We start from the raw sequence: 26,998 nt of genomic DNA on the forward strand, positions 1-26,998 counted from the left end.
GCCTGCGCAGGCCGTCTTCCATTATACGTCGCTGGCCGTGCCGTTAGCAGTGTCCGTGCCATAGGCGAGTGCCAGCGCGCGGGCGCGGGCCTGGTCTTCCTTGTCGGATTTGACCGCCGCGTCCGGCCGCACCAGCTTGAGCAAACGCAAGCTCAGGCTGCCTGCCAGGTCGCCATCGTTGCCGCTGGCGCTGGCGCCATCGGACTTGCCCTGATAGAGATTGCCTTGCAATTGCTGGCCCAGCAGCTTGAACAGGTCGTGCAGATTGCCGGCGAAGGTCGTGGCGGGCAACTCTTTGGCGGGCAGGGCGGCGTCATCGGCGGAGCTGGCTTCCTCCGCTGCCTGTTGCGTTTGCTCAAGGACGCCCGCGCTGATGTTCGATTGATACTGCACTTCCACTTCGAAGTCGAAGGTCTGGCCGTCGGCCGTCGTGATCTTGCCCTTGCCGACGAAATGCGCGTTTTCATCGAGGCTGAAAGCGGCCGCGCGGCTGCTGCCTTTGGTGCCCGAGACGCTGGTGCTGCCGCTGCTGACGCTGGAGCCTGCCTGCAGGTCGACGGAATCGAAGGCGATGCTGGCGCCGTCGCCGAACAGCTGGCGCGTCATGTTGGAGAGAAAATCCTGCGCCACGTCGACGGTGGCGTTGCCCAGTGCATCGGTGCGTTGCGACAGTCCCTTGGCCGACAGGTCCAGGCCATTCTTCGACAGGGCCACCACGTCTTGCGCGGTGCGCTGCATCAGGGGCGAGGCGGCCAGGCCGGTGGCGCTGCCGCCCGTGCGGGACGGCTGCTGGCCATTCAGCGTAGTCGAGGCGGGTTGACGGCTGGCAAGGGCGGGAAGCTGGGACATGAACAAATTCCGAGTGAGCAAGTACTCAGTTAACGGCAGTCGTGTCCCATTCTTTAACCATTAGTGGTGGTGCGACCAGCTACCGTCCGCCGACTCCAGGTAGGACTTGACGGCATCGGCCTGGCCCGTGGCGTGGCGCTTGAGTTCGCCGCACGCGCAAATGCCCTGATACGGCTGGATATGCGAGCAGGCGGAGACTTTTTGCAGGTAGACCTGCATGGATTTGTGACATTTGACGCACTTGAAGGTGAGGCTGCGGGCGGCTTTCATGGGATTCCTTGAACTGTTGCGGGGCGTAGCGGTCGGCGACGCGAAGGACGGGATTCTAACCCACTCCGCCCATCGTTACATACTGTTGCAACTGCGCCACGCGCAGGTCAACTGAATCCGCGCCGTGACGTTGAACGTATATAGGAGGCCGACTGGCCGCCATTGAAGAGGTAGCATCATGGAAAAGCGTGACAAGGAACAGCCTGTACAACCTGGCAAGGAATTGGTCAGGAAATGGTTGAAAGCGGAGCTGGAACTGCGCCGCCCCCCGCCCGACCCCGAGCAGATTCGCCGCGAACTGGGCTGGGATCTGCTCAGGCTGTGCCGGGAGCCTGTGCCGCGCTGATACGCCAGTTGACTCCCTAGCGCACCGTCACCACGCTCTTGCCGCCCGACCCCGGCTGCACGAGGATGCGGGTGGCGATGCGCTCCGTCATTTCCTGCACATGCGAGATGACGCCCACCTTGCGGCCCATCGCTTGCAAGCCGTCGAGCGCGTCCATGGCCACGCGCAGGGTTTCCGTATCCAGGCTGCCGAAGCCCTCGTCGATGAACAGCGATTCGACGCGCACGCGGTTCGATGACAGCGAGGCCAGGCCCAGCGCCAGGGCCAGCGAGACGAGGAACGATTCGCCGCCCGACAGCGAGTGCACGGAGCGCAGTTCGCCGCCCATGTCCTGGTCGCGCACCATCAGGCCCAGCGAGGGCTTGTCCGGATTGTCGATGCGTTCGAGCTGGTAGCGCCGCGCCAGGTGCTGCAAATGCGCATTCGCATAGCCGAGCAGCACTTCCAGCGTGAATTGCTGGGCGTAGTTGCGGAACTTCTTGCCGTCGGCCGAGCCGATCAATTCATCCAGGCTGGCCCAGCGCCGTTCGATCGCCGCTTGCGCCTCGATTTGCGCCAGCATCGCTTGCGCGCTGTGGCGTCGCGCGTCGTCCTGCGCGATGGCCAGGCGCAGGCGCGTCGCTTCCTGGTTGGCCGCCTGGCGTTCCAGCAGCAGTGCCTCGAGCGCGGCCTGCAGCGCCGCTGCGTCGCTTTCCAGGCCCTCTGGCGGCTGCGCCAGGTGCGCCGCCAGCTGCTGCCGGCGTTCGGCCAGCACGGAGACGGCCGCCGTGTGGCGGTCCGCGATCACCTGCAGGGCGGCCCGTTCGGCGCGCATGGCTTCCGGCGCGATGGCCAGCTGCGCGCGCAAATCGTCGAGCGTCGCGGGCGCGTGGTCGGGATGGGATCGCTGGAACTGGCGCAGCCAGTCGTGCAGGGCGGCGCTGGCGCCGTGTTCCTGTTCATACAGGGCGGCCAGCCGCTGCGACAGCTGCGCGCACGCTTCTTCCAGACGCGTGCGCTGCTGGCCGGCCGTTTGCGCCGCCGTTTGCTGCTGCGCCAGCAGCTCTCTGGCTGCCGCGATGGCGCCTGCCAGCGTGCGCTCGACGTCGGCCACGCCCTGGCCCTGCCATAGCGCGTTGCGTTCGGTTTGCAGTGCCGCCAGTTGCTTGTCGGCGGCGGCAAAGGCGGCGTTGGCCTCCTGCGCTGTTTGCTGCGCCTTGGCGGCGCCCAGCAGCGCCGCTTCCAGCTGCGCTGCCAGCGTCGCCAGCGCGTGGCCGCGGTGTTCCTGGTCCGCCTGCTGTTTCAGCCATTGCCGGCTTTCCCCCTCGCGCGCCGCGCGGAAGGCGGCCGGGCCGGCGCGCCAGCTGTCTTTCCAGTCCTCGGCGCCGTCGGCGTCGGCAAAGGCGGCATCGAGCTGCGCCAGCAAGGCGTCGAGCGCGGCGCGCGCCGTCCCGGCCTTGTCGGCATTGCCCGCTTGCTGCGCCTGCAGCTGCGCCAGCCGCACCTGCGCGTCGGTGACGGTGCTTGTGCAGCGCGCGTGGTCGCTGGCCGCCAGTTCATGCGCCGCCTGCGCCTGCTCGCGCCGCGCGCCGGCCTGGCGCAGCGCCGTCTCCTGCTGCGCCAGCGCCTGCAAACCGGCCGCATTGGCCGCCAGCTGCCGCGCGAACCAGTCCGCGCGCTGGTTTGCCTGCGGCAGTTGCAGGGTATCCGCATGCGGCTGCCATTGTGCGTTCAGGCTGTCGATGGCGGGCGGCAGGGCCGCCAGTTCGGCATTCGTTTGCGCCTGTTCGCGCGCCATCGCGGCCAGCGCCGCCTTGTGCGTGGCCAGCCGCTCCAGGTTGCCGCGCGCCTGCGTGCGGCAGGCCAGCACTTCATCCTGCAAGCTGGCCAGCATCGCCTGCAAGGCGTGATCGGCGTGGCTGTACGGGTGTTCCAGCGCGCCGCAGACGGGGCAGGGCTGCCCGTCCTGCAAATTGGCCCGCAGCTGCTCGACGCTGGCCGCGCATGCCGCTTCCGCGCCTTTCAAGGATTTTTCCGCCTGCGCCAGGCGCGCTTCCAGCAGCGGCGTTTGCGCCGCTGCCGCCGCCAATGCCGTGCTTTCCGTTTGCGCGGCCTGCGCCAGCTGGGCCGCCCTGGCTTGCCAGTGCGCCAGCGCCTGCTGCTGGCGCGCCAGTTCGCTCCAGGTCTTTTCCGCGCTGGTCAAGCTGCGCGCGTGCGCCTCCAGCTGGCCGCGCTGTTCCTGCAGCCCCTGGCCATCGATGGCTTGCACGGCCGCCAGCGCCTCGCGCCGCTGCGCATCGCGCACGGCCAGGGCGGCGGCGGCGCCGGCCAGCGCCGCTTGCGCCGCCTGCGTGGCGTCTAAGGCCTGGCGCACCTGCTGTCTTGACTCGGCCATGCCGGCGTCGGCCGCAGCGGCTTGCGCGGCCGCCTGGCCGGCCTGGACAAACAATTGATCCCACAACTGCCACGATTGCGCCAGCGCCTGCCATTGCTGGCGCGATGTCAGCCACAGGCGGCCCGCTTCCTGTTCCGCCTGCAAGGCGTGCTGGCGCTGCTGCAGCGCATGCAGCGCGGCGCGCGCCGAATCGTTGGCCTGGTCGGCGGCCCGGGCGCCGTCTTGCGCCTGGCGGTGCGCGGGCACCTGTGCCGCAATGCCGGCGTCAAGCGCCTTGGCCCGGTCGAGCAGGGGCGCCGCATCGCGCTGCGCCGCTTCCCGGGCCAGCAAGGCCGCTGCCGCCTGCTGCACGGCCTGCGCCAGCTGCGCCTCGGCGGCCACGGCTTGCGCCGCCTGCAGGCGCGACGCTTCCAGCGCGGCGCCGCTGCCGGCAATGTCGCCGGCCAGGCGCGCCACCTCGTCGCAGAGGGGACGCGCCGGCTGCAGCAATTCCCACTGCGCCAGCGCCGTCTGGCGCGCCTGCGCGGCGGCACGTTCGGCATCCGCGCCGCCCACTGCTTCCTGCGCCGCCGCCACCTGGGTTTGCAGCTTGTCGGTCTCGTGGTGCCAGCGCTGCTGCTGTTCCAGCACGGTCTTGCGCAGATCGACGGTGTGCAGGGCGGCTTCGGCGGCGCTGCCCTGCGCCTCGGTGTCGGCCCGTTCTTGCGGCGACAGGGGGCGCTGGTCGGCCAGTTTTTCGCCCAGGCGTTCGAGAACCTGCTTTTCCTTTTTCGCCCGCTCGAAGGCGCGCATGGAAATGTCCGTATAGATGCTGCTGCCCGTCAGGGTTTCCAGCAGCTCGCCCCGTTCATTGTCTTCCGTCTTGAGGAAGGTGGAAAACTCGTTTTGCGCCAGCAGCACGGCGCGCGTAAACTGGTCGAAGGACAGGCCGATGCGCTTTTCGATCTCTTCCTTCACTTCCGTCTTGGTGCCGCCGATCGCTTGCAGCGCAGGCAGCTGGTGCAAGCTCATGGCGGTCGCCTGCAGCGCGCCCTCGGCCCGGGTGCGCGAGCGGCGCACGCTCCAGCGCGCGCGGTAGCTTGCGCCGTCGTTGCCGACGAAATCGACCTGCGCATAGCCTTCGGGCGTGCCGCGGCGCAGCAGGGTGCGCGTATCCTGGGCGCCGACGGTTTCCTTGCCCACGTCGGGCAGGGCGCTGCCCCGGCCCAGCACTTTCAGCAGGCGCGGCGTGGCGTCGTACAGGGCCAGGCACAGCGCATCGAGCAGCGTGCTCTTGCCCGCGCCCGTGGGCCCGCTGATGGCGAACAGGCCGGATGACGCCAGCGGCTCCTGCTGGAAGTCGACTTCAAATTCGCCGGCCAGCGAAGCCAGGTTCTTGCCGCTGATTTTGAGGATTTTCATGGTTCTTCAGGTATGTTCAGGCGCCGGGCAACAGCAGTTCGGCCAGGGCCGAGAGGAGTTCGGGCGGCGCTTCCTTCACGTACTTTTGCTGGTACAGGCGGCGGAAGATATCGTCGGGCTGCAACTGGCCCAATTGGTCGAGCGTCATGTTTTCGGGGGCGCTGCTGCGCGCGCCGCTCGATGTTTCGATCTTCGCCAGGCGCACGGGTTTGCCGTCGAGCGCCGTCTCGATGCGCGTGCGCAGGCCCGGTTCGGGCGCGTCCAGGCGCACGCGCACTTCCAGGAACGGCTGCGCCTCGGTGAGAGAGTCCGGCACGTCGAGGGCGGCCAGCTGCGCCAGCACCTCGTTGATGGGCGCCGGCGTGGCCGGTATGCGCAGCAGGGGTACGGCGCGCGGCACCTCGATGGCGCGCACCTCGCGTAGCTGCTCGCCGTCGAGGTCGAGGCACAGCACCTGGTGGCGGTAGTTCACTTCGGCAAACGACAGGGGGATCGGGCTGCCGCAATAGCGGATGTGTTCCTGGCCGCCCACGGCCTGCGCCTTGTGCAAATGGCCCAGCGCCGCGTAGGCGATGGCGGCGTCAAAAATCCCCGAGGGCAGCATTTCCGTGCCGCCGATGACGATGCGCCGTTCGGAATCGTTCGACATTTCGCCGCCCACCATGTGGCAGTGGCCCATGGCAAGGATGGCTTGCCCGGGCTGGCGGCGCGCCAGCGCCAGGTCCGCCAGCTGGCGGTACAGCAGGGCGATGCCGCCCAGGTAGGCGTCCTGCGTATCGCCGGCCGTCAGTTTCGGCACGTCGCCGGGGCGCAGGAAGGGCACGGCCAGGCACCAGGCCCGCACCTGGCCATCGCTGCCGGTGAGCGGCAGCAGCAGGCGTTCCAGGTCGATATTGCCCGCTGCATCGCGCAGCAGGTGGCCGATGACGTGGGTGCCATGCGCGGCCAGCAGGGGGGCCGGCGCTTCCAGGCGGCCCGCCGAATCGTGGTTGCCGGCGACGATGACCAGCTGCAGCGCGGGCAGGCGCGCGCGCGCCTGCTGCAGGAATACATACAGTTGCTTTTGCGAGGCGGCCGACGGGTTGGCGTTATCGAACACGTCGCCCGCCACCAGCAGCACGTCGACCTGTTCGGCCACGAGGGTGTCGAGCAGCCAGTCGAGGAAGCGCTGGTGTTCGTAGCCCCGCTCATAGTTGTGCAGGGTCTGGCCCAGATGCCAGTCGGAAGTGTGCAGCAGGCGCATGATGGGGCAAGGGTAGGGAAGACAGGCGCCAATATAGCTGAAATGAGGCAGGTACTGGAGAGTTGAACGAATTTCGAAGAGCGTTTTCGATTTTTATCGATACATCCAGAGTGCCTGAAAAACGTTCAGGGCAAGGCGTAGTGCCGTAGGCAGTACGAATAGTACGGCAAGGCACTGCAACGCAGCCATGGACGTTTTCTCAGGTGCTCAAGCAGTCAGCACGCCGGCCCTGTAGGTATTGCGCCCATCCTGCTTGGCCTGGTACAGCAGCACGTCGGCACGCTGCAGCAGCACGGCGGGGGAAATGTCTTCGTCGCGGTAGAAGGCCAGGCCGATGCTGGCGGAAATGCGCACGGTGATGCCGTCGAGCTCGAACGGCTGCTGCATGGCGGCGACGATTTTTCCCGCCAGGACGGCCGCGTCGTCGGGCCGGGTGATCTGCTCCATGATGATGGTGAATTCGTCGCCGCCCAGGCGGGCGATGATGTCGGTGGCGCGCATGGTCTGCGTCAGGCGCTGGGCGAATGCGCGCAGCAGGGCGTCGCCCGTGCCGTGGCCGTGCGTGTCGTTGACGGGCTTGAAGCGGTCGATGTCCATGTACATGACGGCCATCAGGTGCTGCTGCTGGCGGCTCGCGTGCATGGCGTCGCTGAGCTTTTGCTGGAAGCCGGCGCGGTTCGACAGGCCCGTGAGCGCGTCGACCTGGGCCAGTTTCAGCAGCCGCTGTTTTTCGCGCTTTTGCACGGTGATATCCTGGCGCATCACGTGAAATCCCACCACCTGCAGCCGGTCTTCACCGATCTGCGGGATGTAGATCACTTCCATGCAGCGTTCGATGCCTTCCTTTTCGTCCTCCTCCTCGAAGCTCAGGGTCTCGCCGTCCAGCACTCTTTCGATATACGGCGCCACCGTGCGGTAGCGGGCTGCGCCGACCGTCTCGAGCACGCTCCTGCCCAGCACCTGGGTGCCTGTCAGGCCGAATTCGCGCTCGTAGGCGATGTTCAGGAAGCGGTAGACCTGGTCCGCGTCGATGTAGGCGATCATGGCCGGCAGGGTGTCGGCGATGGTGCGCAGGCGCGCCTCGCTCTCCAGCAGCGCCACTTCCGATTCGCGCAGGGTGGTGATGTCGTCCAGGCTGCCCACGTAGCCTTCGATCCGGCCGTCGACGAGGATGGGGGCGATTTTGACGGAAACCCATACCAGCTTGCCGTCGCGGTGCAGGCAGCGCAGGGTGGACTGGAACGGCGCATGGCTGCGCGTGAGCTGCTCCAGCGCCACGTGCATGCGCGGATAGTCGTCCGGATGCAGGGCGCTGGTCCAGCCGGCGCCCAGGGCGGCGGCGCGCGGCAGGCCCGTGATGGCTTCGAAGGTGCGGTTGACGTAAGTGCAGCGGCGCTGGCGGTCCAGGCGCACCACTCCCAGCGGCGAGGCGTCGTTGACGGCCGCCAGTTCGGCCTGTTTCTGGCGCAGTTCCAGTTCCTGCTGGCGGCGCTGCGAGATGTCCTCGGCGATGCACAGGATATGCTCGACCTGCTGGCGCTCGTCGAACACGGGCACGGAGACGGCGTGCAGGTAGCACAGACCGCCATCTGGCAGGCGCAGCGGCTTTTCGCTATGGTCGATGACGCCGCGCTCGGCCAGGATGGCGCGGTCATCCTGCGCGTCGTGCAGACCGAAATCGGCAGGAAACGCCGCGCAGTCGGTCTTGCCGATGACGTCGTCTGCCAGGTAGCCGGTAATGTCCTCGGCGGCCTTGTTCCACACTTCCATCTGGCCGAAGTTTTCCGGGCGCGCGCTTTTCACGTACACCAGCACCGGCAGGTGGTCGATCAGCGACTGCAGGAAGCTGCGGTTATCCTGCAGCGCCAGTTCGTCGTGCTTGCGCGCGCTGATGTCGCGCGAGGTGACGGCCACGCCGTCGGTGATGGGCACCACCTGGTGGCGCAGCCAGCGCGTGCCGCCCGAGGCCAGTTTCAGCTCGAATTCGTCTTCCAGCGGCTGGCCCGTTTCCATCACCAGCACGAAGCGCTTGAAAAAGCGTTCGCCGCGCAGCAGCGGCACCTGCGGCAGCACGCGCTGGCCCAGCAGTTCCGAGCGCGGCTTGCCCAGCATGTCGGCGGCCCGTTCGTTGATGTCGGCGAAAATGAAGTCCTCCACCGGCTTGCCCGGCGCCGGGCGCCAGGCCTTGAGCAGCAGCACGGCGTCGAGGCTGCCCTGGTGCGCCGCGCGCAGCAGGGCCTGCGTTTCCTTGGCCTGGCGGATGCTGCGGCGCAGGCGCGCGCTCTGGCTCGCCAGCAGTGCCGTGAAGCCCGCAATCAGCACGCTGGCGGCGATCAGCGCGCCCAGATATGCAAGGCGGCGATGCTCGAAGCGGGCCAGGGCGGTGGCGCGGCTCACGCCCACCACGGCGAGCAGCGGATAGCGGGGCAGTTCGCGGTAGCTGTAGATGCGCGAGGTGGCGTCGACGGGCGGCTCGATCTCCAGTTCCTCGGGCGCGTGCAGGGGCGCGCCGGGCATGCGGAAATCGATGCGGTCGCTGATGAGCAGCTGCTCGCCGATGCGTCCCACCGTCAGGCCGCTGTCGCGCGCCACCAGCATCAGCGCATCGTGTTCGTCGAGGTTCAGGCGGTCGTAGTCGTCGACGAAATAGGTGGGGTCGACGTGGATGATGATGGCGCCGGCGAAGCGTCCCTGGGCATCGTTCAGGCGGCGCGCCATGCGGATGGTCCAGTGCTTGCTGTCCACGTCGAGCATGGGCGTGTCGACCAGGGCCGTGTCGGCCGGGTTGGCGGCCAGCGTCCGGAAGAACGCTTGCCTGGCCAGCTTTTCCGGAAAATACGCGTTGGCGCTGTCGATCACGTTGCCCTGCGCGTCGACCAGCGCGATCGGCAGTTCCAGTTTCGACGGCAGCACGCTGTCGAGCAGGCCCTGGCGGCGCGTGAATTCATTGAGGCGCAGGCTGCCGCTCGATTCCTCGTATTTGAGCTTGAACAGCTGCGTGGCATGGTCGGTCTGGCGCAGGATGAAACTGGTATGGTCGGCCAGCGTGCGCGCCAGCGACTGGCTGCCGGCCACGGCGTCGCGCACGGCGCTGGTCTGTTCCTGGCCGATCTGGTAGATGACGGCGCCCCACAGCACCAGCAGCAAAAGCAGTGCGAACAGGGGAACCAGGCTGATGCCGTAAAGGCGGCTGGCAAGGCGTTGCAGGGGTCTCGTTATCGATATCACGGGCGCTTGCAGGCTAGGGTCATGGAAAAGGGGAAGTGAGGCGTGGCGCGCATGATAGCCGAAATAAGCGGCCTTGCGCTGAAGCTGTTGCCGTCACTCCCATCGTCTGCTCGTGGTCTGTCGCTGGCCTTATTTTGCGTTAAATCAAGTACCTGTGGTGCCGCGCACGTTAAAAAAAGCACGCCACCCCCGGCACGGGCTGGCGCAGTGGCAGAAAAAGTACAATTGCGCCCCCATCCTCATTAAAATAGGCGCTTCTTCCTTCCATATCGAAAGTTGTCATGCAGAGTAAAAAGCCCGACGCGGCAAGACTGGACAAGATCGTGGCCGAAGCGCGCCGCGCCGCCGACCAGCGCGAGAGCGGCTACCGCGAGCGTTCGCTGAAGATGTATCCGTGGGTGTGCGGCCGCTGCATGCGCGAATTTACGCGTGCCAACGTGCAGCAGCTGACGGTGCACCACCGCGACCACAACCACGACAACAATCCGCCCGACGGCAGCAACTGGGAGCTGCTGTGCCTGTATTGCCATGACAACGAACACTCGCGCTACCTGGAGGCGGACCGTGGTGCCGGCCTGCTGTCGGCCGAGGTGGCGCCCGCCACGCACAATCCCTTCGCCGCGCTGGCCGGCCTGATCAAGAAGAAGGACTGAGCGGCCCGCGCCGCTTCCCCCCCATGCGCATCCTGCTGACCGAAGACGACCCGCAGCTGGGCCGCGCCACGCAGATCGGCCTGGAACAGGGCGGCTACGCCGTCGACTGGGTCACGAGCGCCGAACACGCGCACACGGCCGTGCGCCTGCACGACTATGGCTGCATCCTGCTCGACCTGGGCTTGCCGGGGCAGGATGGGATGCAGGCGCTGGGCGTGCTGCGCGACAATGGCTACAGCGGCGCCGTGCTGGTCGTCACGGCGCGCGACCAGGTGGGCGAGCGCATCGCCGGCCTGGACGCGGGCGCCGACGACTTTATCGTCAAACCGTTCGACCTCGATGAACTGGCCGCGCGCATCCGCAGCGCCTGCCGCCGCGCCGCCGGCCGCCTGCGCGAAAATCTCGTGCATGGCGACCTGGTGCTCGATATCGCCGACCGGCAGGTGACGCAGGGGGGCGTGCCCGTGACCCTGACGGTGAAGGAGTTCCGCATCCTGCAATTGCTGCTGGAGCACGGCGGCCGGGTCCTGAGCCGGGAACAGCTGGAGAAAAACCTGTACAGCTGGGGCGGCGAAGTGGAAAGCAATGCCGTGCAGGTGCACATCCACCACCTGCGCAAGAAGCTGGGGCGGGATTTGATACGCACCGTGCATGCGATCGGTTACTGTATTGATAAAGCGCAAACGGCTTGACGAAAAAACGGGCCGCCCTTGGGCAGCCCGTTCGATGCAGACGCGGATGACGCCTTACATCATCAGAAGTCCACGGTGGCCGACAGCCACAAACGGCGTCCGTCCAGGCTGTTGACGTAGCGGTTGGCGTAGTTCAAGGCCGGTGCGCGGTACGCCTGGTAGTCGATGAAGTCCTTGTTGAGCAGGTTGTACACGGCCGCGTTCAGGGTCACGCGCTTGTTCAACTGGTAACTGCTGCCCAGGTGCAACATGGTGTAGCCCTTGTAGTCGCCCAGCGTGGCCTTGGCGGCGCGCGTGGCGGCCGACGTGCCCGGATCGCGGAAACGCTCGCTGCGGTACTCGGCGCGCAGCCAGCCGTTCCAATCGCGCGAGATATCCCAGCTCAAACGGGCGTTGACGGCGTGCTTGGGCGTGTCGCTCAGCGGTTTGCCCGCATTGCTGCCGCTTTTCTGTTCGCTTTCCGTGTAGGTGTAGTTGGCGCTGGCCGACAAGGTCTTGCCCAGCGGAAAGCGCGTGTTCAGCTCGACGCCGCGTGTGACGGCCTCATCCACGTTGACGGACTGGCCGAACGCATCGACATTGGGCCAGTTGCCGAAGCTGACGCAGCCGGGACGGTTGGGCGAAGGACGGTAGCTGCAATTGACGAGGCCCGTGCCCGTCGTGATCTTGTCCTTGAAGGTATTGTTGAACACGGTGCCGCTGGCCGTCCAGCCGGCCAGGTTGTCGAAGTAGGCGCCGATTTCCGCCGTCGTGCTCGTTTCCGGCTTCAGGTTCGGGCTGCCGACGAGGGGAATCGTGCCCTGGCCGCCGAAACCGTTGATGCCCGGCGACAGTTGTTCCACGCGGGGCGTCTTGTAGCCCTTGCTGACGCCGCCCTTGACGGTCCAGCTGGTCGTGGCGTTCCACACGGCATAGGCACGGGGGCTGGTCTGGCCGCCGAAGATGCTGTGATCGTCATAGCGGGCGCCGAAGGTCAGCGCGAGATGCTCCAGCGCCTGCCATTCGTCTTCCACGAACAGGGCTTTTTGCGTGAATTCGAATTTCTTCGGCGCCACGCCGTCCGTCATTTCCGCTTTCCACCATTGCGCGCCGACGGTCGCCATGTGCTTGCCCAAAGGCATGACCAATTTACTGTCGAAGACCTGGCTTTCCACTTCCAGCGTGCGCGCGCTGCCGGCCACGGCCCCCGGCGTGCCCGGTGGAATCGTGCGGCCCAGGGTTTCCGTCTTGTTCACCATGTAGCTGCTGTCCAGGGTGCCGAAGCCGAAGCGGCCCGTGTGCGACAGGGTCCACTGGTCGCGCTTGTATTTCTGTTCGGGGCCGTAGCCGCCCTGCACGGTCTTGGTGCCGAGCTGGCCGCGCGAATTGTCGTACGTCTGGCGGCCCGCGTCGGCGTCGAGGATGACGGTGTGGTAGCGGTTCGGCGTCAACGCCAGGCGCGCGCCGAAGTTTTCAATGTCCGCGCGCACGGGGTTGGCGCCCATGCTGGTGGATTGTTCCGCGCCGGCCGCGTCGTTGTAGCGGATGTCGGCCGCATCGCGGCGCTGCTTGCTGCCGCGCAGGGACAGGCCCAGCAGGTCGTTGGCGATGGGGCCGCTCACGTAGAAGCGGCCGCTTTTCACGTCGCCAAAGTCCGATTCCTGCTGCAAGGTATAGTCGGCCGAGACGGAGCCCGTCCATTGCTGGCCCACCTTGCGCGTGATGATGTTGATCACGCCGCCCATGGCGTCCGAGCCGTACAGGGTCGACATGGGGCCGCGGATGATCTCGATGCGCTCGATGGCGGCCAGCGGCGGCATGAAGCTCGTCTGCGTGCCGCCGAAGCCGTTCGGCGTGACGTTGCCGGCCGCGTTCTGGCGCCGTCCGTCGATCAGCACCAGCGTGTAGTCGCTGGGCATGCCGCGGATGCTGATGTTCATGCCGCCCGTCTTGTCGCCCGCCGCGCCCACGTCGATGCCTTCCACGCTTTCCAGCGCCTGCGTCAGGTTGCCGAAGCGTTCCTTCGACAGCTCCTCGCGCGTCAGCACCGTGATCGACGCGGGCGCCTGTTTGATATCCTGCTCGAAGCCGGACGCGGAAACGACCACTTCCGGCATGCTGGCAGGCGCACCCGTCTGTGCATGGGCTGGCAGGCAGGACAGGGCGGCAAGTGCCAGGGCAAGCGTGGTGGAACGCGGCAGGTGCGCGCGGCGGGGGCGGTTGGACATGCAAACTCCTGAAGGGTTGATTGGTTACGGGTCTGTATTTCTGAGGGAATGGGAATCATGAAGGCAATAAGAATCATTTACAATTGCGGCCATGGCTTCCCAAAAAATATTTCGTTCCGGAGCATGCGCAGAAGTTCTTAAGAGATTCTTAACAAGCTGGCCGCATCATGCCCACCCGTCACCGCCCCAGCCCATGCGGATGGCTGTCAGCGCAAGGGGCTTGCAAACAGCGGCCGGTCTGGCGGCGGCATGAGCGTTGCCGCCTTGAAAACCTGGTCCTTGCGGCGTACCCTGCTGACGGTTCTGCTGGGCCTGACGCTGGCCCTGTGGGCGGGCAGCGCCGCCATCGTGTATGTGGAGGCGCGCCGGGAAAGCCAGGAGCTGTTCGACCAGTCGCTGACCGAGACGGGCCATCTGCTGCTGTCGCTGGTGGAAAAGGACGTGCGCGAACATGGCTTGACGGGGCCGATCGACCTGCCCCTGCGCGGCCAGCGCAATCCCCACCAATACCTGCTGTTCAAGGTGCGCGACGCCCGGCAGCGCGTGCTGTACCGCAATGACGCGGCGTCCGACATCGCCCTGTCGCGCAGCGCGCCCGACGGCCTGTCCTGGACCACGATAGGCGGCCAGCGCTGGCGTCTGTTCTCGCTGTGGGACCCGCAGCGCACGCTGCAGCTGCTGGTGGCCGAGCCGACCAGCCACCGCGACGACATCAGCCGCGGCTTCTTTTACCGCATCGCGCTGTTCGGCCTGTTGCTGGCGGCGCTGGCCGCCATCGCCATCTGGTGGAGCATCCACCGCGTGTTTCGCGTGCTGCAGGGGTCCGCCGGGGAAGTGTCGGCGCGCACGCCCGATGAGCTGGCCGACGTCAGGCTGGCCGGCGCGCCCGCCGAGCTGCATCCGCTGCTGCTGGAAATTAACCGCCTGTTCGGCAGGGTGCGGCACAGCCGCGACAATGAACAGCGCTTCACGGCCGATGCGGCGCACGAACTGCGCACGCCGCTGGCCGCCATCAAGACCAATCTGCAAGTGCTGCAGCGGGCCCGCAGCGGGGCCGAGCGCGAGGAATTCATCGCCGCCCTGGGCGCCAGCGTGGAGCGCGCCACGCGCCTCGTCAACCAGTTGCTGGCGCTGGCGCGGCTGGACCCGCAGTCCCAGGAGCCGCGGCTGGCGCCGGGCGACCTGGCGGCCCTGCTGGAGGAACAAGGCATGCAGTGGCGGGAATGGAGCGACCAGCATCAGCTGTCGTTGACCGTGAGCGTTGCCCCGGCGCCGTGCGCGCTCGATGCGGACAGCCTGCGGATGCTGCTGCGTAACCTGGTCGAGAACGCGCTGCGCTACACGCCGGCGCCGGGTGGCGTCGTCGTCAGCTGCGGCGTGCAAGACGGGCGCAGCTACCTGCGCGTGGCCGATACGGGACCGGGCATCGCCGAAGAACTGCATGAGCGCGCGTTCGAGCGCTTCGTGCGCCTGGGCGGCGCGCAGCTGCCCGGCAGCGGGCTGGGCCTGTCCATCGTGCGCCGCATCGCCGAACGGCATGGCGCGCAGATTGTTCTGGGCCTTGGCTTGCAGGGCAGGGGGCTGGCCGTGACGCTTGTGTTTCCCGCAACGTAGCGTGGCCGCCGGTTGCGCGTTCCGATAGCGATAAAACGCACAAGGCGCGTCCGGAATGCGGTATCTTTCTGTTATGCACAGTCCAGATCTCTCCATTCCTCCCGAGCTCCCCCCGCTATCGCTGGCCGCCGCGCGCGCCCTGCACCTGGCCGCCCAGGGCCTGCTGCAGGCGCGGCGTAAAAAAGCCGTGAAGGCCGACGTGCTGGCCGCCATCCGCCAGATGGGCGTGCTGCAGATCGACACCATCCACGTGGTGGCGCGCAGCCCCTACCTGGTGCTGTGGAGCCGGCTGGGCGACTATCCGCAGCCGTGGCTGGAGCAATTGCTGGCCGAGGGCGCGCTGTTCGAATACTGGGCGCATGAAGCCTGCTTCGTGCCCATCGAAGACTATGGCCTGTACCGCCACCGCATGCTCGACCCGGCCGCCATGGGCTGGAAGTATTCGGTCAAATGGATGGCCGAGCAGGGCGACGCCGTGGCGGCGGTACTCGACCACATCCGCGCCAACGGCGCCGCCCGTTCGGCCGATTTTGAACGCACGGATGGCCAGGCGGGCGGCTGGTGGAGCTGGAAGCCGGAAAAACGCTCGCTGGAAGTGCTGTTTACGTCGGGCGTGCTGATGATCGCCAAGCGCCATCGGTTCCAGCGCTATTACGACCTGGCCGAACGGGTGCTGCCGGGCTGGGATGACAGCCAGCTGCCGTCCGCGCACGCGGTGCGCCGCCGTCTGCTGCTGGCCAGCGTGAAGGCGCTGGGGCTGGCGCGGGCCGGCTGGATCAGCGACTACTTCCGCACGAAACAGGCGCGCGCCAGCCTGGCCCACGATCTGCAGGCGCTGGTGGACGAGGGCACGCTGCTGCGCTGCACGGTGGACGGCTGGGCAGACGCCGTCTATGTGCATGCGGATCACGCGGAGCTGGCGCGTCATGCCGCCGCCGGCAAGCTGGCACCCACCCTGACGACGATTTTATCGCCGTTCGACCCCGTCGTGTGGGACCGGCGCCGCGCGCTGGAACTGTTCGGTTTCGACTACCGGCTCGAATGCTATACGCCCGTTGAAAAACGCCGCTATGGCTATTTCACCCTGCCGATCTTGCGGCGCGGCGCGCTCGTGGGGCGCCTGGACGCCAAGGCGCACCGCGCGCAGGGGCGCTTCGAGATCAAGTCGCTGGCGCTGGAAGAGGGCGTGCGCCTGAGCCCCCGCCTGGCGCAGGACGTGGCCGGCGCCGTGCGGCGCCTGGCGCTCTGGCATGCCTGCCCGGAGATTGATATTGCGCAAGCGCAGCCGGCAGACTTCGGTGCGCAGCTGGCCGCCGCCCTGCAGGACGGCCACGGGGAAAGGCGGGCCGCATGACGCTGCCACCGGCACCGCCCGACCTGCTCGACGCCGATGGCGTGCCCTGTTTTGGCCGCTACACGGGGCAATTGAACGCCTTCGACTGGGCCGCGCTGGCGCCGCCGCACGCGCGCGGCGCACTCTGGCGTCTGTTCCACCACAAGCGCTGGCATTACGTGGCCCTGTCCACGCCCGCCGTGTTCTGCGGCGTGGCCATCGTCGACCTGGGCTGGACCAGCACGGCCTTCGCCTACGCCTTCGACCGCCACAAGGGCAAGATCGTGGCCAGCTTTTCGCAGGATGGCATCCCCGGCCTGTGCGCCACGGTGGCGCCGCATGCCGGCGCCTCCAGCCGTTTTCGCTTCCTCTCGCACCTGATCTCCATCGAGGCGCAGCCGCAGCAGCGCTACCGCCTGCAGCTCGATTGCGGCCATTTCGGCATCGATGCGGAATGCGGCCCGCCCGTGGCGCCCACCCTGCTGGCCGTCGGGCCCGTGGGCGAGGGCGGCAGCGTGCATGCGACGCAAAAGTCGGGCGGCCTGCCCTTGTGGGGCAGCGTGCGCTGCGGCGCCGTCGGCTACAGCCTGGACGACGGCGTGGCCAGCTTCGATTACTCGAACGGCTTGCTGGCGCGCGAGACGGAATGGCGCTGGGCCTCGGCGCACAGCCTGGACCTCGGTTTCAACCTGCAGGCCGGCTATTTCGGCGCGCATGAAAACGCGCTGTGGCTCGATGGCCTGCTGTATCCGCTGGGCCGTGCGCATTTCGACTTCAACCCCGATAACCCGCTGGCGCCGTGGCATGTGTGGACGGACGACGATTTGCTCGACCTGCACTTCAGGCCGGAAGGAGCGCGGCGCGAGGACAAGAACCTGTGGATCGCCGCCAGCCGCTACATCCAGCCCATCGGCACGTTCAGCGGCTGGGTGCGCGCCAGCACCGACAGTCCCAAGCGCATCGTGGCGCAGCTGGCGGGCGTGACGGAAAGCCACCGCTCGCGCTGGTAGGCGCGCGCGGTTTTTTCGTGAAACGCTTTGCAAAGTCAAATTTTTTTGGCAATGCATCCTATACACTGGCGCAGCCACTCCGGCAATCCCGCTCCGGCAATCCATGAGGCCAGAACATGAGTATCCGTAATCTCGACAAGCTGTTCAAGCCGGCCTCGGTGGCCCTGGTCGGCGCCACGGCGCGCGAACGCAAGCCGGGCGCCATCGCCCTGTACAACCTGCTGGGCGGCGGCTACCAGGGAGACATCTGGCCCGTCAATCCCAAGTACGACGAGCTGATGGGCCTGAAATGCTACCGCAAGCTGGCGCACTTGCCCAAGGCGCCGGACCTGGCCATCATCTGCACGCCGCCGGCCACCATCACGGCCCTGATCCGCGAGCTGGGGGCGCTGGGCACGCGCGCCGTCATCGTCATGACGTCGGGCCTCGACCCCGTGCGCGAGCAGTCGCTGCGCCTGGCCATGCTGAAGGCGGCGAAACCGCATCTGCTGCGCATCCTCGGCCCCAACAGCATGGGCTTGCTGGTGCCGCAACTGGGCTTGAACGCCAGCTTCGCCCACCTGGGCGCGAGCAAGGGCAAGATCGCCTTCGTGTCGCAGTCGGGGGCGCTGGTGTCCGGCGTGCTCGACTGGGCCAATGCGCACGGCGTGGGCTTTTCCAAGTTCATTTCGCTGGGCGGCAGCTACGACATCGATTTTGGCGACCTGCTCGACTACCTGGCCGGCGACGTCGACACGGCCGCCATCCTGCTGTACATGGAAGACATCCAGGCGGCGCGCAAATTCATGTCGGCGGCTCGCGCAGCCGCGCGCAGCAAGCCCGTCATCGTGCTGAAGGCGGGACGCGAGGCGGAAGGCGCGGCCATGGCGGCCTGGCATACGGGCGCGCTGGCCGGCTCGGACGCCGTGTACGACGCGGCCATCCGCCGCGCCGGCATGCTGCGCGTGTATTCGGCCGAAGAGCTCTTCGACGCCGTGGAAACGCTCACGCACATCCGCTCGCAGCGCGGCGAGCGCCTGGCGATCCTGTGCAACGGCGGCGGCCTGGGCGTGATGGCCACCGATGCGCTGGTGGGCAGCGGCGGCAAGCTGGCCGAACTGTCGCCCGACACCGTGATCGCCCTGGAAAAGGCCTTGCCACGGGGCTGGTCGCATGACAACCCCGTCGGTCTGCCCGGCGACGCGGCCGTGCAGCGCTACGCCGACGCCATCGTGCCCCTGCTCGACGAGCCGCAGGCGGACGCCCTGCTGCTGCTGCACGCGCCCACGGCCATGGTTTCGTCGATCGACATCGCCGAAGCCGTCACGCCGCTGATCAAGGCCACCTCGCGCACGGTGCTGTCGTGCCTGTTGGGCGGCACTACCGTGGCGCCCGCGCGCCAGGTTTTTAATCGCGCCGGCATCCCCACCTACGACACGCCGGAAAAAGCCGTGCATGGCTTCATGCAGATCGTGCAGTACCGGCGCAACCAGGAAACCCTGATGCAGGTGCCGGCGCAGCTGCCCATGTCGGCCACGCCGCGCCGCGCTAGGGTGCGCGAAATCGTCGCCGCCGCGCTGGCCGCCGGCCAGACGGTGCTTGGCGAATGCCGCTCGAAGGAGATTCTGGCCGCCTACGGCATTCCCGTGGCCACCACGCGCATGGCGGCCGACGTGGAAGCGGCGCTGGCCGTGGCGGCGGACATCGGCTATCCCGTCGCGCTGAAGATCCATTCGCCCGACATCGCCCATAAATCCGACGTGGGCGGCGTGGCGCTCGACCTCGACACGCCCGACATCCTGCGCACTGCCGCCGCCGCCATGGAGAAGCGCGTGCGGCGCATGCGTCCCGACGCGCTGATCGACGGTTTTACCGTGCAGCAGATGGCGCGCCGGCCGCAGTCGCATGAACTGATCGTCGGCGTCACGACGGACGCCGCCTTCGGCCCCGTGATCCTGGTGGGGCAGGGCGGCATCGCCGTGGAAGTGACGGCCGATCACGCCATCGGCCTGCCGCCGCTGAACATGGTGCTGGCGCGCGACATGCTGGCGCGCACGCGCGTGTCGAAACTGCTGGCCGGCTACCGCAACCAGCCGCCGGCCGACATCGACGCCATCTGCTACACGCTGATCCAGGTGGCCGAACTGGTGGCCGACATCGGCGAGCTGGCTGAACTCGACATCAACCCGCTGGTGGCCGACGCGGACGGCGTGATCGCCCTCGACGCGCGGATCCGTCTGCAGCCGGGCCAGAAGAGCGACCGCCTGGCCATCCGCCCGTATCCGCAGGAGCTGGAAGAGCAGGTGACGTGGATGGCGCAGCCGATTCTGCTGCGTCCCATCCGCCCCGAGGACGCGCCGCAGCACATGGACCTGTTCCACGCGCTGGACCCGGACGACGTGCGCCTGCGCTTTTTTACCTCCATGCGCGAGCTGCCCGTGTCGCAGCTGGCGCGCCTGACGCAGATCGATTACGACCGCGCCATGGCCTTCATCGCCACCCACACGGGGCCGGACGGCAAGCCGGAAACCCTGGGCGTGGTGCGCGCCGTGGCCGACCCGGACAATATCCACGCCGATTTCGCCATCGCCGTGCGCTCGGCCCTGAAGGGCAAGGGACTCGGACACATCCTGTTTGAAAAACTGGTCGACTACTTCCGCAGCCGCGGCACGGAGGCGCTGGTGGGCGAGGCGATGGCGCGCAACAAGGGCATGCAGCGGCTGGTGAAAAGCTTTGGCGGCGAGGTCACGCCGTCGGAAGAACCGGGCGTGGTCAACCTGCATATCGGCTTGCGGCCGCCGCGCTGAAAAATGCGCGCAGCCCGCCGAGGGTTTGTGCAGGATCAAACCCGGCCCTGTCGGTAGTCTTTACACTTTCACTTCCAGGATCATACATCCAGCGCGTTTTCGGGAGTGAGTGCATGCTTACGGCAACATACATATTGGTTTCCCTGTCGGTGGAACAGGCCAGCATCCGCATGAGCTTGTTAGCTTTTCAAAAATACATGCATGCGCAGCTGCGCCAGCAGAGTCAGCTGAACCTGGCGCAGCTGCAATACGCGGCCGACTGGCTGAGCCGCCTGTATCAGGGCGGCTACTGGCGCAAGGTGGAAATGTACCTGATTCCCGCCATCCGCCAGGCCACGCCGCATGCCGACGGCTTGCTCAATGAGTTGAACGGCTTGAACCACGCGGCGCTGGAAAGCATCAATGTCGTGCAGCAGCGCGCGGGCGCCGCCATCGACACGTCCGAGCTGCAGGCCGGGCAGCTGTGCGCGGCCATCGACGCCTTTTGCACGGCCTTGCTGCAGCGCCTGGAAAAAGAGGAGCGCGAACTGTTCGCCCTGGCCCGCAAGGTTATCGTGGGCGAAGCGTGGTTTGCCATCGCCTATCAATTCCTGGCCCACGATGCGCGCGCACAGGAGGCGCGCCGCGGCAAGGCGCAAGTGCTGCCCTTTGTTTTGCCAGCGCCGTTGCCCGGACCGGGAACGCCTGGCGGTAGGGCTGACAACGCCGATGCCGCCGATGCCGCCGCGGTGCCTGCTGTGGCGCAGCCGCTGCGCGCGCAGGCTTGAGCAGGAGCGAGCGCACACCCCGCCGTGGCGTTTGCGCCGTGGCGCCGTCCCTGGTTTTGCGCCGGCGCCGGGCTGGCGCTGCGCTGGTACTGTCATAGGAGAAATCCGGCGTTAGTCATTTGGTAACTTGCACAGACCCGTCCGATGCAATACCCCGGGCTTTGTTATGATGGTGGTTTTGATCCACGCGAAACCCGTCATGTTCGAATTTCTTTTCAAGCGTTCTGCCAGCAAGCCTTCCGCACCAGACCCTGTCGTGGCAGAACAGGCCGCCGCCTCGGCGCAGAGCGCATCGCGCCGCGCCGAACAGGTGGCGCGTGCCCATGCCGTGGCGGGCGACGAAGCCGCCGCCTTTGAATTCATTATTGCCAGCGAATTTGCCGATGCCCGCCTGATCGCCGCTGAACACGTCCATACCTTGCCCCTGCTGGAAAAAGTCCACCACGCCATGCGCAATACGGACCGCCGCGTCGCCAAGCTGATGCAGGGCCGTATGGACCTGATCCGCCACCAGGCGGCCGAGACACAGCGGGCCCAGGCCAGCATCGCCACGGCGCAGCGCCTGTTGAACGATGACAAGCTCAGTCCCAACCAGGTAGCCGAACTGGACCGTCAATGGCAGGTCATCAAGGCCACGCCCGAGCTGGCCACTGCCTTTGCCGCCGCGCGCGCCGCGCTGGCCGCCCGCCTGGAAGCGCAAGTGGTGCTGCAGCGCGCCGTGATCGACGCCGTCGCCGCCGCGCGCGCGCTGGCCAGCAATGGCCAGTCCGCCGAAGAGCTGGCGCTGTCGCTGGCCCGCCTGGACGCGGAACATGCGCAGCATGCGCAATCGCCCGAGCGCGGCTCGCTGCCGAAACACCTGGAACTTGACTTTACGCAAGCGCGTGAACAGGCGCAGTCCGCCTTGCAGGCGCTGCAGCAGCACCAGGCCGTGTTCGATGCGCGCCAGGCCGCGCTGGCGGAATGGCAGGCGCAGGACGCCGCCACGCTGGACGCCGATGTGCTGAAACGCGCATGGCAAGCCTTGCCGCGCCTGCCCGAATCGCCGCTGTCGGACAGCCTGCAGCTGCAATTTGCGGCCGTGCTGGCCAGCGCGCCGGCGCCCGTCGTCGCGGCCGCGGCCGCGGACACGCCGGTGCATGCCGAAGCGGCGCCGCGCAAGACGCGCCAGGAGCAGGCGCCGCTGTCGAAAGAAGCGCACGAACAATTCTTCAAGACCCTCGACGCCATGGAAGCGGCCCTGCAGGACGGCTTGCTGCACCTGGCTTCCGAGCATGACAAGACTTTGCGCGACAGCAAACATGGCCGCTTGACGCCGGCCCAGTCCGACCGCCTGGCGCATGTGCGCGCGCAATTCAAGCAACTGGCCGACTGGGCGCGCTGGGGCGGCAACGTGTCGCGCGAAGAACTGGTCAAGGCGGGCGAGGAATTGCCGGCGCAGCAGCTTCCCATGGCCGAGCTGGCCAAGAAAGTGGGCAGCCTGCGCGAGCGCTGGAAGTCGCTCGACACCTTGTCCGGCCCCGCACCGAAATCCCTGTGGGAGCGTTTCGACGCGGCCTGCAGCGTGGCGTACGCGCCGGCGGCCTTGCATTTCAAACAATTGGCGGAAGAGCGCCACGGCAATGCGGCCAAGGCCCAGGAACTGATCGCGGAAACGGTGGCCCTGGCGGCCGAAGAGAGTACCGACTGGAAACATGTCGCGTCAAGCGCGCAGCGCTTGCGCCAGGCGTGGACGCGCCTGGGCACCATCGACCGCAAGGAAAAGAAACGCCTCGATGCGGAGTTCGGCGCCGCGCTGGACGCCCTGTCAAAACCGCTGGAAACGCAGCGCCAGATCGAGACGGCGCGCCGCGAACAATTGATCGTCGAAGTGGGTCTGCTCAAGCCATCGGAGCGCAACACGGTCGACATGCTCAAAGCCTTGCAGGACAAGTGGCAGGAGCTGGCCAAGGCCCTGCCGTTGGAACGCCGCGCGGAACAGGCGCTGTGGCAGCGTTTCCGCGCCGCCTGCGACGACATCTTCGCCAGGCGCAAGGAAACGGCCCACGCGGCCGACCACGAGCGCCGCGAACACCTGCATGCGCGCGAAGCCCTGTGCGCCGCGCTGGAAACGGCTGTCGTTCCGGACGGCGACGACAAGGCCCGCAGCGCCTACATCCATCACTTGCTGCGCGACACGCGCGCCGCCTGGAACGCCACCGGCCCCGTGCCGCGCGCCAGCGAAGCGAAGATCGAGCAGCGCTACCAGGCAGCTGTTGCCGGCGTGCAAGCGCAGGCGGACGCCATCGCCGAGCGCGCGGGCGCGGCCCAGGCCAACGCCTTGCGCGACAAGCTGCGCCTGGCGCAGGCGCTGGAAGCGGCACTGGCCGATGGCGACGCCGGCGCCGACGCGCAAGCGTGGTCCGAGCGCTGGAGCGCCTTGCCGCCGCTCGACGCCCAGTACGAACGCAGCCTGCAGCAGCGCTTTGCCGCGGCCCAGGCGGCGCTGGGCGAGGGCAGCGCCGCCTACGTGCAGCAATTGCAGGCCAACCAGGAGCGCTTGCTCGCTGAGGTGTTGCGCCTGGAAATCGTCGCCGGCGTCGACAGCGGCGCCGAATTTGCCCGCGACCGCCTGAAGATGCAGGTGGAAGTACTGCAATCGTCGCTGAAATCGGGCCAGAAGCCGCTCACGCAAGTGTCGCAGCTGATGCAGCTGTGCGCGATTGCCGCGCTGACCGATGCGCGCACGGCCAGCCGCATCGAAACCCTGCTGCGCCGCATAGGAGGCAACGCCAAATGAGCACTACCGTCCGCGTCCAGCAAGCTGATTTTGACCTCAGTCAAGAAATCGCACAATTGCGTGCAGGAAACCCCAAGGTGGGCGCCGTCGTCGGCTTCGTCGGCACGGTGCGCGACATGAACGAGGGGCTGGACGTGGCTGCCATGGAGCTCGAGCACTATCCGGGCATGACGGAAAAGTCCATTGTAGCCATCGTGGAGCAGGCGCGCGGTCGCTGGCCCCTGTCCGGCGCGCTGGTGATCCACCGCGTGGGGCCCTTGCTGCCGCAGGAGCAGATCGTGCTGGTGGCCGTCTCGTCGGCCCATCGGGGCGAGGCCTTTGCCGCCTGCGAATTCATCATCGATTACCTGAAGACGGAAGCGCCGTTCTGGAAGAAGGAAGACACGCCCGAAGGGGCGCGCTGGGTCGATGCGCGCGACAGCGACGAGACGGCCCTGGACAAATGGGCCGTAAAAGCCAGCCCCGTTTGAGTTGTATCTGCCGCGCACGCCAGCATTTGCCAAAATGCAGCGGTTTTCTGCTTTGTGTATGCTTGAAAAGTACTGCCTCACCCCAATTTGGTTGACAACTAATTAACCGGGAGCGCTTTTCATGCGACAAGATAAACTGACCACCAAGTTACAGGAAGCCCTGGCCGATGCGCAAAGCTTGGCCGTGGGCAACGACAATCCCTATATCGAACCAGTCCACCTGCTGACGGCCCTGTTGAACCAGGACGACGGCGGCGCCCGCTCGCTGTTACAGCGGGCCGGCGTCAACGTGGGCGGCCTGTCCAAGGCCCTGGGCGCCTCGATCGAACGCTTGCCGAAAGTGTCAGGCACGGGCGGCGACGTGCAGGTGAGCCGCGAATTCGTGGCCCTGCTGAACCTGGCCGACAAGGAATCGCAAAAGGCGGGCGACCAGTTCGTGTCCAGCGAAATGGTCTTGCTGGCCATGACGGACGACAAGTCCGACTGCGGCAAGCTGGCGCGCGAAAACGGCCTGACCCGCAAGGCCCTGGAAGCGGCCATCGACGCCGTGCGCGGCGGCAACAAGGTCGACTCGCAAGAGGCCGAAGGCCAGCGCGAAGCCCTGAAAAAATACACCTTGGACCTGACGGAGCGGGCGCGCAAGGGCAAGCTCGACCCCGTGATCGGCCGCGACGATGAAATCCGCCGCACCATCCAGATCCTGCAGCGCCGCAGCAAGAACAATCCCGTGCTGATCGGCGAACCGGGCGTGGGCAAGACGGCCATCGTCGAAGGCCTGGCGCAGCGCATCGTCAACGGCGAAGTGCCCGAATCGCTGAAAGGCAAGCGCGTACTCTCGCTGGACATGGCCGCCTTGCTGGCCGGCGCGAAATTCCGCGGCGAATTCGAGGAGCGCCTGAAATCCGTGCTGAAGGAACTGGCCATGGATGAAGGGCAAACCATCGTCTTCATCGATGAAATGCACACCATGGTGGGCGCGGGCAAGGCCGAAGGCGCGATGGATGCCGGCAATATGCTCAAACCGGCGCTGGCGCGCGGCGAGCTGCATTGCGTGGGCGCAACCACGCTCGACGAGTACCGCAAGTACATCGAGAAGGATGCGGCGCTGGAACGCCGCTTCCAGAAAGTGCTCGTCGACGAGCCTACCGTGGAAGCGACCATCGCCATCCTGCGCGGCTTGCAGGATAAATACGCGCTGCATCACAAGGTGGAAATCACGGATGCGGCCATCATTGCCGCGGCGGAATTGTCGCACCGCTACATCACGGACCGCTTCCTGCCGGACAAGGCCATCGACCTGATCGATGAAGCGGCGGCGAAGATCAAGATCGAGATCGATTCCAAGCCGGAAGTGATGGACAAGCTGGAACGTCGATTGATCCAGCTCAAGATCGAGCGCGAAGCCGTCAAGAAGGAAAAAGACGAAGCATCGTTGCGCCGGCTCGCCCTGATCGAGGAAGAGATCGTCAAGCTGCAGCGTGAATACAATGACTTCGAGGAAATCCTGAAGGCGGAAAAAGCCGTGGTGCAGGGCAGCACGCACATCAAGGAAGAGATCGAGCAAGTCAAGCTGCAGATGGAGCAGGCCACGCGCGAAAGCAACTGGCAGAAAGTGTCGGAATTGCAATACGGCAAGCTGCCGCAGCTGGAAGCCCAGCTCAGGCAAGCCGACAGCGGCATGCCGAAGCTCGATCCTGACCAGCCGAAGCTGCTGCGCACGGAAGTGGGCGCCGAGGAAATCGCCGAAGTGGTGTCGCGCGCGACGGGCATTCCCGTGTCGCGCATGATGCAGGGCGAGCGCGACAAGCTGCTGCACATCGAAGAGAAGCTGCATGAGCGCGTCGTGGGCCAGGATGAAGCGATCACGGCCGTGGCCGACGCCATCCGCCGCTCGCGCGCCGGCCTCGCCGACCCGAACCGGCCGTATGGTTCCTTCATGTTCCTGGGACCGACGGGCGTCGGTAAAACCGAGCTGAGCAAGGCGCTGGCGACCTTCCTGTTCGATACGGAAGAATCGATGATCCGCATCGACATGAGCGAGTTCATGGAGAAGCATTCCGTGGCCCGCCTGATCGGCGCGCCGCCCGGCTATGTGGGCTACGACGAGGGCGGCTACCTGACGGAAGCCGTGCGCCGCAAGCCGTACAGCGTGATTTTGCTCGACGAAGTGGAAAAGGCGCATGCCGACGTCTTCAACGTGCTGCTGCAGGTGCTCGACGACGGACGCATGACGGACGGCCAGGGCCGCACGGTGGACTTCAAGAATACCGTCATCATCATGACCTCGAACCTCGGTTCGCACAAGATCCAGGCGATGGAAAGCGATGATCCCGGTGTCGTGAAGCTGGCCGTGATGGCCGAGGTGCGCGCGCACTTCCGCCCCGAGTTCGTCAACCGTATCGACGAAATCGTCGTGTTCCACGGCCTCGACGAGAAAAACATCGGCGCGATCGCGAAGATCCAGCTCAAAATTCTCGAAGAACGCCTGGAGCGCATGGACATGCAGCTGAGCCTGACGGACGCTGCACTGCAGCAAATCGCCGAAGCGGGCTACGACCCGGTGTATGGCGCGCGTCCTTTGAAACGGGCGATCCAGCAGCAGATCGAAAATCCGCTGTCGAAGCTGATCCTCGAAGGCCGCTTCGGCCCGAAAGACGAGATCCGCATCGACGCCCAGAACGGCAACCTCGTGTTTACGGGGGCGCAGGTGGCGCTGGACAAGGTGTAATGTTGGCTGGTCAGTTCCTGCGGGATTGGAAGCTCCCCCCATCGGGGCAGCTTCCCGCGTCGGGTCTGACCCCAATTTCACGGCATTTGCAGTGAGGAAGAGCGACGTCTAACAAACCCGTAGCGAGCGGCAGTGATTTGTGGCTGAGAAGCGCAACCGTACTTTAGTACGGTGAGCATCGCAGGCCGCAACGCGCGACGCGCAGTAGGTTTTGTTAGACGTCCTCAGGCAGGGCGGTATCAGGCTAG

General features: G+C 66.6%; 17 protein-coding genes. 11 read left to right on the plus strand and 6 right to left on the minus strand.

Annotation, left to right across the window (positions count from 1 at the left end; translation table 11 throughout):
- Nucleotides 1–21: 21 nt before the first annotated feature.
- Both AC07VI_RS25895 and AC07VI_RS25900 read right to left on the minus strand, forming a co-directional pair.
- Nucleotides 22–849: a hypothetical protein gene (locus tag AC07VI_RS25895; protein ID WP_086146136.1), complete on the minus strand. Its 828-nt coding sequence runs from the start codon at nucleotides 847–849 to the stop codon at nucleotides 22–24.
- 60 nt (nucleotides 850–909) lie between these two features.
- The gene (locus AC07VI_RS25900) at nucleotides 910–1,119 is read right to left on the minus strand and encodes a hypothetical protein (protein ID WP_034755039.1); all 210 of its coding nucleotides are present in this window, start codon (nucleotides 1,117–1,119) and stop codon (nucleotides 910–912) included.
- Between the two features lie 178 nt (nucleotides 1,120–1,297).
- Between AC07VI_RS25900 and AC07VI_RS25905 the strand changes: the two genes are divergently transcribed.
- Complete coding sequence (locus tag AC07VI_RS25905; RefSeq protein ID WP_172404765.1) at nucleotides 1,298–1,465, plus strand: hypothetical protein; 168 nt, start codon at nucleotides 1,298–1,300, stop codon at nucleotides 1,463–1,465.
- A 16-nt stretch (nucleotides 1,466–1,481) separates the two neighbouring features.
- Here AC07VI_RS25905 and AC07VI_RS25910 read toward each other — a convergent pair whose 3' ends face one another.
- The 3 genes from AC07VI_RS25910 to AC07VI_RS25920 form a co-directional block, all read right to left on the minus strand.
- Nucleotides 1,482–5,240: an AAA family ATPase gene (locus AC07VI_RS25910; RefSeq protein ID WP_492993392.1), complete on the minus strand. Its 3,759-nt coding sequence runs from the start codon at nucleotides 5,238–5,240 to the stop codon at nucleotides 1,482–1,484.
- Nucleotides 5,241–5,256: 16 nt separating this feature from the next.
- Nucleotides 5,257–6,483 (minus strand): exonuclease SbcCD subunit D C-terminal domain-containing protein, encoded by a 1,227-nt coding sequence (locus AC07VI_RS25915; protein ID WP_492993394.1) that lies wholly within the window; start codon nucleotides 6,481–6,483, stop codon nucleotides 5,257–5,259.
- Between the two features lie 207 nt (nucleotides 6,484–6,690).
- On the minus strand, nucleotides 6,691–9,711 hold the full coding sequence (locus tag AC07VI_RS25920; protein WP_253251961.1) for a PAS domain S-box protein: 3,021 nt from the start codon (nucleotides 9,709–9,711) through the stop codon (nucleotides 6,691–6,693).
- 281 nt (nucleotides 9,712–9,992) lie between these two features.
- Here AC07VI_RS25920 and AC07VI_RS25925 point away from each other — a divergent pair, with 281 nt between their 5' ends.
- Together AC07VI_RS25925 and AC07VI_RS25930 are read left to right on the plus strand one after the other, a co-directional pair.
- Nucleotides 9,993–10,364, plus strand: a complete 372-nt coding sequence (locus AC07VI_RS25925; protein WP_034755042.1) for a YajD family HNH nuclease — start codon at nucleotides 9,993–9,995, stop codon at nucleotides 10,362–10,364.
- 23 nt (nucleotides 10,365–10,387) lie between these two features.
- A complete protein-coding gene (locus AC07VI_RS25930) occupies nucleotides 10,388–11,056 on the plus strand; it encodes a response regulator (RefSeq protein ID WP_086146982.1) in 669 nt (222 codons plus the stop codon).
- Between the two features lie 62 nt (nucleotides 11,057–11,118).
- Here AC07VI_RS25930 and AC07VI_RS25935 read toward each other — a convergent pair whose 3' ends face one another.
- Nucleotides 11,119–13,263 (minus strand): TonB-dependent receptor domain-containing protein, encoded by a 2,145-nt coding sequence (locus AC07VI_RS25935; protein WP_492993397.1) that lies wholly within the window; start codon nucleotides 13,261–13,263, stop codon nucleotides 11,119–11,121.
- 249 nt (nucleotides 13,264–13,512) lie between these two features.
- Here AC07VI_RS25935 and AC07VI_RS25940 point away from each other — a divergent pair, with 249 nt between their 5' ends.
- From AC07VI_RS25940 to clpB, 8 genes are all read left to right on the plus strand, one after another.
- Complete coding sequence (locus AC07VI_RS25940) at nucleotides 13,513–14,877, plus strand: sensor histidine kinase (protein ID WP_492993399.1); 1,365 nt, start codon at nucleotides 13,513–13,515, stop codon at nucleotides 14,875–14,877.
- Nucleotides 14,878–14,950: 73 nt separating this feature from the next.
- Nucleotides 14,951–16,231, plus strand: a complete 1,281-nt coding sequence (locus AC07VI_RS25945) for a winged helix-turn-helix domain-containing protein (RefSeq protein ID WP_492993401.1) — start codon at nucleotides 14,951–14,953, stop codon at nucleotides 16,229–16,231.
- Nucleotides 16,228–17,220 carry a DUF2804 domain-containing protein gene (locus tag AC07VI_RS25950; protein WP_086146986.1) on the plus strand — a complete coding sequence of 331 codons (993 nt, stop codon included), beginning with the start codon at nucleotides 16,228–16,230 and terminating at the stop codon, nucleotides 17,218–17,220. The genes AC07VI_RS25945 and AC07VI_RS25950 overlap by 4 nt, the downstream gene beginning before the upstream one ends.
- A 116-nt stretch (nucleotides 17,221–17,336) precedes the next feature.
- On the plus strand, nucleotides 17,337–20,006 hold the full coding sequence (locus AC07VI_RS25955; protein WP_172404816.1) for a bifunctional acetate--CoA ligase family protein/GNAT family N-acetyltransferase: 2,670 nt from the start codon (nucleotides 17,337–17,339) through the stop codon (nucleotides 20,004–20,006).
- A gap of 113 nt (nucleotides 20,007–20,119) precedes the next feature.
- Nucleotides 20,120–20,773: a hemerythrin domain-containing protein gene (locus AC07VI_RS25960; RefSeq protein WP_143450730.1), complete on the plus strand. Its 654-nt coding sequence runs from the start codon at nucleotides 20,120–20,122 to the stop codon at nucleotides 20,771–20,773.
- A gap of 199 nt (nucleotides 20,774–20,972) precedes the next feature.
- Nucleotides 20,973–23,552, plus strand: a complete 2,580-nt coding sequence (locus AC07VI_RS25965) for a DUF349 domain-containing protein (RefSeq protein WP_492993402.1) — start codon at nucleotides 20,973–20,975, stop codon at nucleotides 23,550–23,552.
- Nucleotides 23,549–24,022, plus strand: coding sequence for a molybdopterin synthase catalytic subunit MoaE (gene moaE / locus AC07VI_RS25970; protein WP_086146988.1), 474 nt, complete (start codon nucleotides 23,549–23,551; stop codon nucleotides 24,020–24,022). The genes AC07VI_RS25965 and moaE overlap by 4 nt, the downstream gene beginning before the upstream one ends.
- Nucleotides 24,023–24,143: 121 nt before the next feature.
- A complete protein-coding gene (gene clpB, locus AC07VI_RS25975; protein WP_086146989.1) occupies nucleotides 24,144–26,750 on the plus strand; it encodes an ATP-dependent chaperone ClpB in 2,607 nt (868 codons plus the stop codon).
- Nucleotides 26,751–26,998 lie beyond the last annotated feature (248 nt).

This window comes from Janthinobacterium sp. GW821-FHT03A03 (assembly GCF_059421435.1).

Coding starts and splice junctions, on each gene's coding strand:
- AC07VI_RS25895 (WP_086146136.1), bottom strand. CDS start 849: ATGTCCCAGCTTCCCGCCCTTGCCAGCCGTCAACCCGCCTCGACTACG.
- AC07VI_RS25900 (WP_034755039.1), bottom strand. CDS start 1,119: ATGAAAGCCGCCCGCAGCCTCACCTTCAAGTGCGTCAAATGTCACAAA.
- AC07VI_RS25905 (WP_172404765.1), top strand. CDS start 1,298: ATGGAAAAGCGTGACAAGGAACAGCCTGTACAACCTGGCAAGGAATTG.
- AC07VI_RS25910 (WP_492993392.1), bottom strand. CDS start 5,240: ATGAAAATCCTCAAAATCAGCGGCAAGAACCTGGCTTCGCTGGCCGGC.
- AC07VI_RS25915 (WP_492993394.1), bottom strand. CDS start 6,483: ATGCGCCTGCTGCACACTTCCGACTGGCATCTGGGCCAGACCCTGCAC.
- AC07VI_RS25925 (WP_034755042.1), top strand. CDS start 9,993: ATGCAGAGTAAAAAGCCCGACGCGGCAAGACTGGACAAGATCGTGGCC.
- AC07VI_RS25930 (WP_086146982.1), top strand. CDS start 10,388: ATGCGCATCCTGCTGACCGAAGACGACCCGCAGCTGGGCCGCGCCACG.
- AC07VI_RS25935 (WP_492993397.1), bottom strand. CDS start 13,263: ATGTCCAACCGCCCCCGCCGCGCGCACCTGCCGCGTTCCACCACGCTT.
- AC07VI_RS25940 (WP_492993399.1), top strand. CDS start 13,513: ATGAGCGTTGCCGCCTTGAAAACCTGGTCCTTGCGGCGTACCCTGCTG.
- AC07VI_RS25945 (WP_492993401.1), top strand. CDS start 14,951: ATGCACAGTCCAGATCTCTCCATTCCTCCCGAGCTCCCCCCGCTATCG.
- AC07VI_RS25950 (WP_086146986.1), top strand. CDS start 16,228: ATGACGCTGCCACCGGCACCGCCCGACCTGCTCGACGCCGATGGCGTG.
- AC07VI_RS25955 (WP_172404816.1), top strand. CDS start 17,337: ATGAGTATCCGTAATCTCGACAAGCTGTTCAAGCCGGCCTCGGTGGCC.
- AC07VI_RS25960 (WP_143450730.1), top strand. CDS start 20,120: ATGCTTACGGCAACATACATATTGGTTTCCCTGTCGGTGGAACAGGCC.
- AC07VI_RS25965 (WP_492993402.1), top strand. CDS start 20,973: ATGTTCGAATTTCTTTTCAAGCGTTCTGCCAGCAAGCCTTCCGCACCA.
- moaE (WP_086146988.1), top strand. CDS start 23,549: ATGAGCACTACCGTCCGCGTCCAGCAAGCTGATTTTGACCTCAGTCAA.
- clpB (WP_086146989.1), top strand. CDS start 24,144: ATGCGACAAGATAAACTGACCACCAAGTTACAGGAAGCCCTGGCCGAT.